Source organism: Pseudomonas sp. NPDC089554 (genome assembly GCF_050280645.1).
Lineage (GTDB): Bacteria > Pseudomonadota > Gammaproteobacteria > Pseudomonadales > Pseudomonadaceae > Aquipseudomonas.
Genome location: NZ_JBNNVR010000146.1, coordinates 1 through 7165, shown reverse-complemented (window position 1 = coordinate 7165; position 7165 = coordinate 1). Strand labels below are relative to the sequence as shown.

Here is a 7165-nt window from a genome sequence, read left to right as displayed (position 1 = left end):
GGGTACCGGGTTGGCGCCCTAGCAGCACGTCAAGGTTGTTGCGTGCCGCTGCCAGGCGTGCGCTTAGTGCTGGTACCGAGGCCTGGGCCAGGGCCTGGGATGCCAAGATCGAGCACCTGTCCGGTGGCGAGAAGCGCCGTGTAGCCCTGTGCCGCCTGCTGCTGTCTGCGCCCGACATGCTGCTGCTGGACGAACCGACCAACCACCTGGACGCCGACTCGGTGGCCTGGCTGGAGCGCTTCCTGCACGACTTCCCCGGCACCGTGGTGGCCATTACCCACGACCGTTACTTCCTCGACAACGTCGCCGGCTGGATCCTCGAACTGGACCGCGGCGCCGGCATCCCGTACGAAGGCAACTACTCGGGCTGGCTGGAGGCCAAGTCGGACCGTCTGGCGCAAGAGTCCAAGCAGCAGAGCGCCCACGAGAAGGCCATGAAAGAGGAACTGGAGTGGGTGCGCAAAGGCGCCAAGGCCCGCCAGTCCAAGTCCAAGGCCCGTCTGCAACGCTTCGAGGAAATGCAGTCGCAGGAATTCCAGAAGCGCAGCGAAACCAACGAAATCTATATTCCGGCCGGCCCACGCCTGGGCGACAAGGTCATCGAGTTCAAGAACGTTTCCAAAGGCTATGGCGACCGCGTGCTGATCGACAACCTGTCGTTCTCCATGCCAAAAGGCGCGATCGTCGGCGTTATCGGTGGTAACGGTGCGGGTAAGTCGACCCTGTTCCGCATGCTGATGGGCAAGGAACAGCCGGATTCGGGCAGCATCGAAATCGGCGAAACCGTGCAGCTGGCCTGCGTCGACCAGAGCCGCGAGGACCTGGACGGCGGCAAGACCGTGTTCCAGCAGGTGTCCGACGGTTCCGACCAGATCCGCATCGGCAACTACGAGATTCCATCGCGCACTTACGTTGGCCGCTTCAACTTCAAGGGTGGCGACCAGCAGAAGTTCGTCAAGGACCTCTCCGGTGGTGAGCGTGGCCGTCTGCACCTGGCCCTGACCCTGAAGGAGGGCGGTAACGTCCTGCTGCTCGACGAACCGTCCAACGACCTGGACGTCGAAACCCTGCGTTCGCTGGAGGAAGCCCTGCTGGACTTCCCGGGCGCTGCTATCGTGATTTCCCACGACCGTTGGTTCCTGGACCGCGTGGCCACCCACATCCTGGCCTACGAGGATGACTCGAACGTGGTGTTCTTCGAGGGCAACTACACCGAGTACGAAGCGGATCGCAAGAAACGCCTGGGTGATGCTGCTGCCCAGCCGCACCGTGTACGGCACAAGAAGCTGGCGCAGTAAGCGCTGGTTTTTTGCACAAAAATGGGGCCTTTTTAGGCCCCATTTTTGTGCCTGGCTTTCAGGCTGTGGTGGTTTCTTCGCGGGCAAGCCCGCTCCTACAGGGACTCCGCCGAATCTGAAAATATTCGCGCGCCTTTAAGGAGCGGGCTTGCCCGCGAAGAAGACAGTGCAGTTTCAGGCTTTGTATACAGTTATAGAATACGCACCAAAAATTTTCATAAAAACGACATTTCGCCCTGTTCTGGTGCGATAGCTTCTTGATACATTCCTGAAAAAACAGAAAGCCCATCCCTCTTGGTGAGATGTCTACCATGATCGAATCCGTCGACCACTTCCTCGCGCGCCTCAAGCAGCGTGACCCTGCCCAGCCCGAATTCCACCAGGCCGTCGAAGAAGTGCTGCGCAGCCTCTGGCCGTTCCTCGAAGCCAACCCTCATTACCTGCAAGCCGGCATCCTCGAGCGCATGGTCGAGCCCGAGCGTGCGGTGCTGTTCCGGGTGTCGTGGGTCGATGACCAGGGCAAGGTGCAGGTCAACCGCGGCTACCGCATCCAGATGAGCAGCGCCATCGGCCCGTACAAGGGCGGCCTGCGCTTCCACCCCTCGGTCAACCTGGGCGTGCTCAAGTTCCTGGCGTTCGAACAGGTGTTCAAGAACTCGCTCACCTCGCTGCCCATGGGCGGCGGCAAGGGTGGCTCGGACTTCGACCCCAAGGGCAAGAGCGATGGTGAAGTGATGCGCTTCTGCCAGGCATTCATGAGCGAGCTGTACCGCCACATCGGTGCCGACCTGGACGTGCCGGCCGGTGACATCGGCGTCGGCGCCCGCGAAATCGGCTTCATGTTCGGCCAGTACAAACGCCTGGCCAACCAGTTCACCTCGGTGCTGACCGGCAAGGGCATGACCTACGGCGGCAGCCTGATTCGCCCGGAGGCCACCGGCTACGGCTGCGTGTACTTCGCCGAGGAAATGCTCAAGCGCCAGGAGCTGCGTATCGATGGCCGTCGCGTGGCCATCTCCGGTTCTGGCAACGTGGCCCAATACGCGGCGCGCAAGGTCATGGACCTGGGCGGCAAGGTGATCTCGCTGTCCGACTCCGAAGGCACCCTGTACGCCGAGGCGGGCCTGACCGATGCCCAGTGGGAGGCGTTGATGGAGCTGAAGAACGTCAAGCGCGGGCGTATCAGCGAGCTGGCCGAGCGCTTCGGCCTGGAGTTCCGCAAGGGCCAGACGCCATGGAGCCTGCCGTGCGACATCGCGCTGCCGTGCGCCACGCAGAACGAACTGGGCGCCGAGGATGCCCGCACCCTGCTGCGCAACGGCTGCACCTGCGTGGCCGAAGGCGCGAACATGCCGACCACCCTGGAGGCTGTGGATATCTTCCTGGAGGCTGGCATTCTCTATGCCCCGGGCAAGGCGTCCAACGCCGGTGGCGTGGCGGTGTCTGGGCTGGAGATGTCGCAGAACGCCATGCGTCTGCTGTGGACGGCTGGCGAGGTGGACAGCAAGCTGCATGCGATCATGCAGTCGATCCACCATGCGTGCGTGACCCATGGCGAGCAGGCCGATGGTTCGGTGAACTATGTGAAGGGCGCGAACATCGCCGGGTTCGTCAAGGTGGCCGATGCCATGTTGGCGCAGGGGGTGGTGTAAGGCTTCAGGCCTCACCCATGATAGCAATGACCTCGATCGACTGATCGCCTGCCGGTCGCCGCCACAATACTTCGTCCCCGGGCTTGGCGCCGAGCAGCGCCCGGCCCAGGGGCGAGCCCCAGTTGACCAGCCCGTGCGCTGCATCGGCCTGGTCTTCCCCTACCAATTGCACAGTGTGTTCTTCACCGTTTTCATCGGCGAAGCGCACCCGGCTGCCGATCTGCACCTTGTCTTGCGAAAGAGCCGGTGGCACCACCTGAGCACTTTGCACTCGTGCCACGAAATAGCGAAGGTCGCGCTCGGTGTCGGCCCAGCGCTGCTTGTCGGCGCGCTCGCCTAGTGCCTGCAACTCGCCACGCAGCCCGTTCAACTCGGCCACGCGTCGCTGCAACTGCTCAAGGCCTTTGGCAGTGACGTAGTTGGGCTGGTCGCTGACCCGCCGCTCCACCGGCTGGCTGGCCTGGGCGGCGGCCTGGTCTTCGTTGACGAACGCTCGGCTCATGATGGCCTCCTGTAGGCAGAAGACCATGGTGGCAGGTCGTGGGTTTCAGCGGATGTCTGTTTGCGACCTAGTCTCGCCGGTAGGCGCGCCCGGCGGCGCGGTCCTTTTCCTGCTGCCAGTCGCGGTCGCGTTCATTCCAGTAGCGCTCGCGGTACTGGCGCAGGTCTTCATTGCTCTGCATGGCGTGGCACTGGCGAAAGCCATCGTCCCAGCCGCTTTCGTACTGGCGGTTGTGCAGGTAGTGCGGCACGTCCTTGCGAAACTCGCCCACCATCAGCCCGGCCGCCTGGCGACCGCTGCTGCAACCGTCGCCGAAACCATCGGCATAGGCGGGCGGGTAGCCTTGTTCGAGCATATGGTCATGGGCCGACTGGCAACCTGCGAGCAGCAGGGTTATCCACAACAGTAGCCATGACCGAGACATATCCACAAACCTCCAGGTAGTGGGGAAAGTCTAGGCGCGGCTTTGTCGGCGCTATGTCAAAACGCTGTCGAAGCTTCAATAGTGGTACCACTTCAGTTCCAGCATCACCTCGTTCTGCGCTGTCGCCAGGTGGCTGAACTCGCGCTTGGCGCTGAGCCGCAGGCCCAGGTCCTTACGGATTTCCCACTGCTGGTTAAGGCTCAGGCTGCGACGCACTTCGCCATTGGTGAAGTAGTCACCCTTGGCTTCGAGGGTCATGTTGCCCAGCCCGTTGCGCCACAGCAGCCCGCCATTGAACCCGGCTGCCGGCGAGATGAACTCGGCGAAGTCGTTGTGGTGCTCGACGCGCACGGTGCCCAGGGCAAAGCCGAGCAGGTCGTCGGCAAGCTGCCAGGTGCCGCCGCCGCCGCCATTGACGTGGCTGACCAGCACCTCGTCGTCGTGCTTGCCCGGCACCCGTTCAAGGCCCCCGGCTACTTGCCACGACCAGGGCTTGAGCAGCGCGTTGCGTGGCGTCAACGAGCGGATGGTGGCGAGGTCCAGGCGCTGCACTTGCCAGTCGTTGCCTTCGTACTGGCGTACCTTGAGCTGGAGGATCTCGATCTGCGCGCCAAGCGGGAAACCGTAGGCGTTGTCGTTGAGGTCGTGGTAGGCCATGCGCAGGCCGTACTCGGCGTAGGCGCGGTCTTCGCGGGTGCCCACGCCCAGTTGCCAGGTGCGCGATTGGTGGCCTTCCTCGGGCAAACCGGGGCGTTCGATCTGCAAGGGGGGCGGCGGGTTGCGGTTGATCGCGCGCAGCAGCTCGAAGCTGCGCTTGGCCTGGGCGGGGTCGCGTTCCTGGCCGGTGGCGCGGTAGCGCTCCAGACGGTAGGCGGCGTCCTGCACCAGGGCCTGGCGCTCGCGGGGCAGGGCGGTGAACTCGGGGTCTTGCAGTTGTGCGATGTCGGCGCTGAGGGCGAGCACCTGCTGTTTTTCCGCAGGGTCGAGGGGCTCGGCGCGGGCCAGCAATTCACGCTCGCGGGAGGGGCGGTAGCGTGTGTCCGATACCAGGCCAGACTGCTTCACCGCCTTGACCGTGTCGGTGGGGATGGCGGTGAGGGGGAACTGCGAGGTCAGGTCCAGGCTCGGGCGTGCCACCTGCAACAGCTCCAGCAGGCGGTAGGAGCAGTTCTCGTCGAAGAAGAAATAGTCGAACTGGATCTGCTTGAGTTCCCACACGTGTTCGACCATGCGCCCGGTCTCCTCGGGCGTGAGGTCCAGCTGGTATTCCCACAGGTCGCGGTTTTCCAGGCTGCGGTATTCGGACAGTTTCTCCTGGTACGGCATCATCGCGAACAGGCCGGGGTAGCCGCCCATCAGGCCCTTCCAGGCGTAGAGAATGCTGTTGTCGCTGCCTTCGATATAGGCGCCGAAGTTGATCGCGTAGCTCAGCAGCGTGGTGTCGTTGCTGCGAGTGTCGGCCTTGTCGATGCGCAGCAGGGTGTGGCCGAACATCGACGAGGGGCTGTTCAGGTAGGCCGCCGGGAAGATCATCACCGTGCTATGCGGGTCGACATCCTGGTACCACCGGGTGAATTCCTGGCAGTCCGGTTTGGGCAGGTCGGTCAGTTGCAACTGCTCGCGCAGCCAGCGGGTGCGTGACGGGAACACGCACTGGGCGTGCTTGTCGCCCAGGCTGGCCGGGGCGTACAGGGCCTCGACGGTCGCGCGCAGTTCCTGGTCGGGGTGGTGCGCGCCGTCCTCGGCGAGAAAGAAATTGCGGTCGTCCACATAGCTGCGCCAGCCGCCGAGCTTGGCGGGCTCGTAATGGCCCAGGGCGATCCAGTAGCGGGCGGCGGCCAGTTCTTGCAGGCGCGCGTCGTCCACCATCGGGGCTGCATGCAGCGGCGCGCAGGCGCAGAGCGCCAGGTAAGCGAGGCGTTTGAGCATATCGGGCAACTACTTCTGAACGATGCCGAAGGGCGAGGTATGAAGCCCGCCCCGTTGCCGGGGCGGGAGGGGCGACTCAAGCCTCGGTAGCGTACTTGGCCAGGCGTGGGTCGTTCTTCAGGACAGCGAGGGTGTTGTTGTGCACAGATTCGACAGTGGCGTCGGCGCTGCTGAAGATCTGCTGGAAGTGCTGGTGGGTGACGGTGGAGAAGTAGGCGCGGTCTTCAGGCGCGACACCAAGCACCACCGCGTAGGTGGTCAGGGCTTCGCCCTTGCCCTGTGCCATGTCTTCGGACAGCTCGTTCATGGTGCCGTTCATGGCCAGCCAGGACTTGCCGCCGTAGGTCAGCGCGCCCTTGGTGGAGCAGCCGTTGGTGCCGGAGGTCATGCCGAAGGTGGCGTTGCCGGAGGTGCCGTTGGTGGTAGAGGCCAGGAAGTGTGCCGGTGTGCCGCGCTGGCCTTCGAACAGCAGGTTACCCCAGCCGCAGTTCGGGCCACCTGGCGCTTCAGCCATGGCGTTGATGGAAACAGCAGCGAACAGCGTACCCAGAAGAATCCGTTTCATAGCATTAGTTCTCTTTTTCTAAGACGTACCAATGGTCAGGGTTGCAGGCAACGAATTGCCTGGTCGGGGAAGCGTTTTACCCACCCGCGCAGCTTGGAGTTTAGGCACGTTCTAATAGTTGCGTCATTGATTGCGAAAAATTACCTGGCGATAAAGCCTGTGGCGCATGCGACATAAAGTCCCGGCGAGCCTTGCAAGGCGCGCGCAGGCGGCGCCAGAATGCTGCGTATCCGCCCTGCCGAAGTAAGGAAGCCCAATGCCCGATCCTGTCGCCTCGCGTCTGCGCCTTGCGCCCGAAGCCCTGACCCGGCGTTTTTCCCCCGAGCAATTCGCGTTCACTCATACCGACGACCTGGAGCCGTTTCGCGGTGTACTGGGCCAGGAACGTGCTGTAGAGGCCCTGCAATTCGGCGTGGCGATGCCACGCCCCGGTTACAACGTGTATGTGATGGGCGAGCCCGGCACGGGCCGCTTCTCGTTCGTCAAGCGCTACCTCAAGGCCGAGGGCAAGCGCCAGCAGACTCCGGCCGACTGGGTCTACGTCAATAACTACGAAGAACCCCGCGAGCCCCGCGCCCTGGAACTGCCGGCCGGCTCCGCCGGTGAGTTCACCAGCGACATGAACGGTTTGATCGATAACCTGCTGGCAACCTTCCCAGCCGTGTTCGAGCACCCGTCCTACCAGCAGAAGAAAGGCGCTATCGACCGCGCCTTCAACCAGCGTTACGACCCCGAACGCCTGTATGTCGAAGACTGCGCCATCGCCGTACCCAGGGTCATCCAGTGCCCCCGCCT

General features: G+C 63.5%; 7 protein-coding genes. 3 read left to right on the top strand and 4 right to left on the bottom strand.

The window, feature by feature from the left end; genetic code table 11:
* A partial coding sequence (gene ettA / locus ACQKPE_RS25350; RefSeq protein WP_427669436.1) for an energy-dependent translational throttle protein EttA occupies positions 1–1298 on the top strand: 1298 nt, incomplete at its 5' end.
* Between the two features lie 311 nt (positions 1299–1609).
* Complete coding sequence (gene gdhA / locus ACQKPE_RS25345) at positions 1610–2950, top strand: NADP-specific glutamate dehydrogenase (protein ID WP_427669435.1); 1341 nt, start codon at positions 1610–1612, stop codon at positions 2948–2950.
* A 4-nt stretch (positions 2951–2954) separates the two neighbouring features.
* Here gdhA and ACQKPE_RS25340 read toward each other — a convergent pair whose 3' ends face one another.
* From ACQKPE_RS25340 to ACQKPE_RS25325, 4 genes are all read right to left on the bottom strand, one after another.
* Positions 2955–3452 carry a GreA/GreB family elongation factor gene (locus tag ACQKPE_RS25340; RefSeq protein WP_427669433.1) on the bottom strand — a complete coding sequence of 166 codons (498 nt, stop codon included), beginning with the start codon at positions 3450–3452 and terminating at the stop codon, positions 2955–2957.
* 67 nt (positions 3453–3519) lie between these two features.
* Positions 3520–3876 (bottom strand): hypothetical protein, encoded by a 357-nt coding sequence (locus tag ACQKPE_RS25335; protein WP_427669432.1) that lies wholly within the window; start codon positions 3874–3876, stop codon positions 3520–3522.
* A 75-nt stretch (positions 3877–3951) separates the two neighbouring features.
* The gene (locus tag ACQKPE_RS25330) at positions 3952–5805 is read right to left on the bottom strand and encodes a DUF4105 domain-containing protein (RefSeq protein ID WP_427669430.1); all 1854 of its coding nucleotides are present in this window, start codon (positions 5803–5805) and stop codon (positions 3952–3954) included.
* Between the two features lie 76 nt (positions 5806–5881).
* On the bottom strand, positions 5882–6370 hold the full coding sequence (locus ACQKPE_RS25325; protein WP_427669428.1) for a DUF3015 domain-containing protein: 489 nt from the start codon (positions 6368–6370) through the stop codon (positions 5882–5884).
* 256 nt (positions 6371–6626) lie between these two features.
* Here ACQKPE_RS25325 and ACQKPE_RS25320 point away from each other — a divergent pair.
* Positions 6627–7165 (top strand): Lon-like protease helical domain-containing protein (locus ACQKPE_RS25320; protein ID WP_427669427.1); only part of this gene is annotated, 539 nt, incomplete at its 3' end.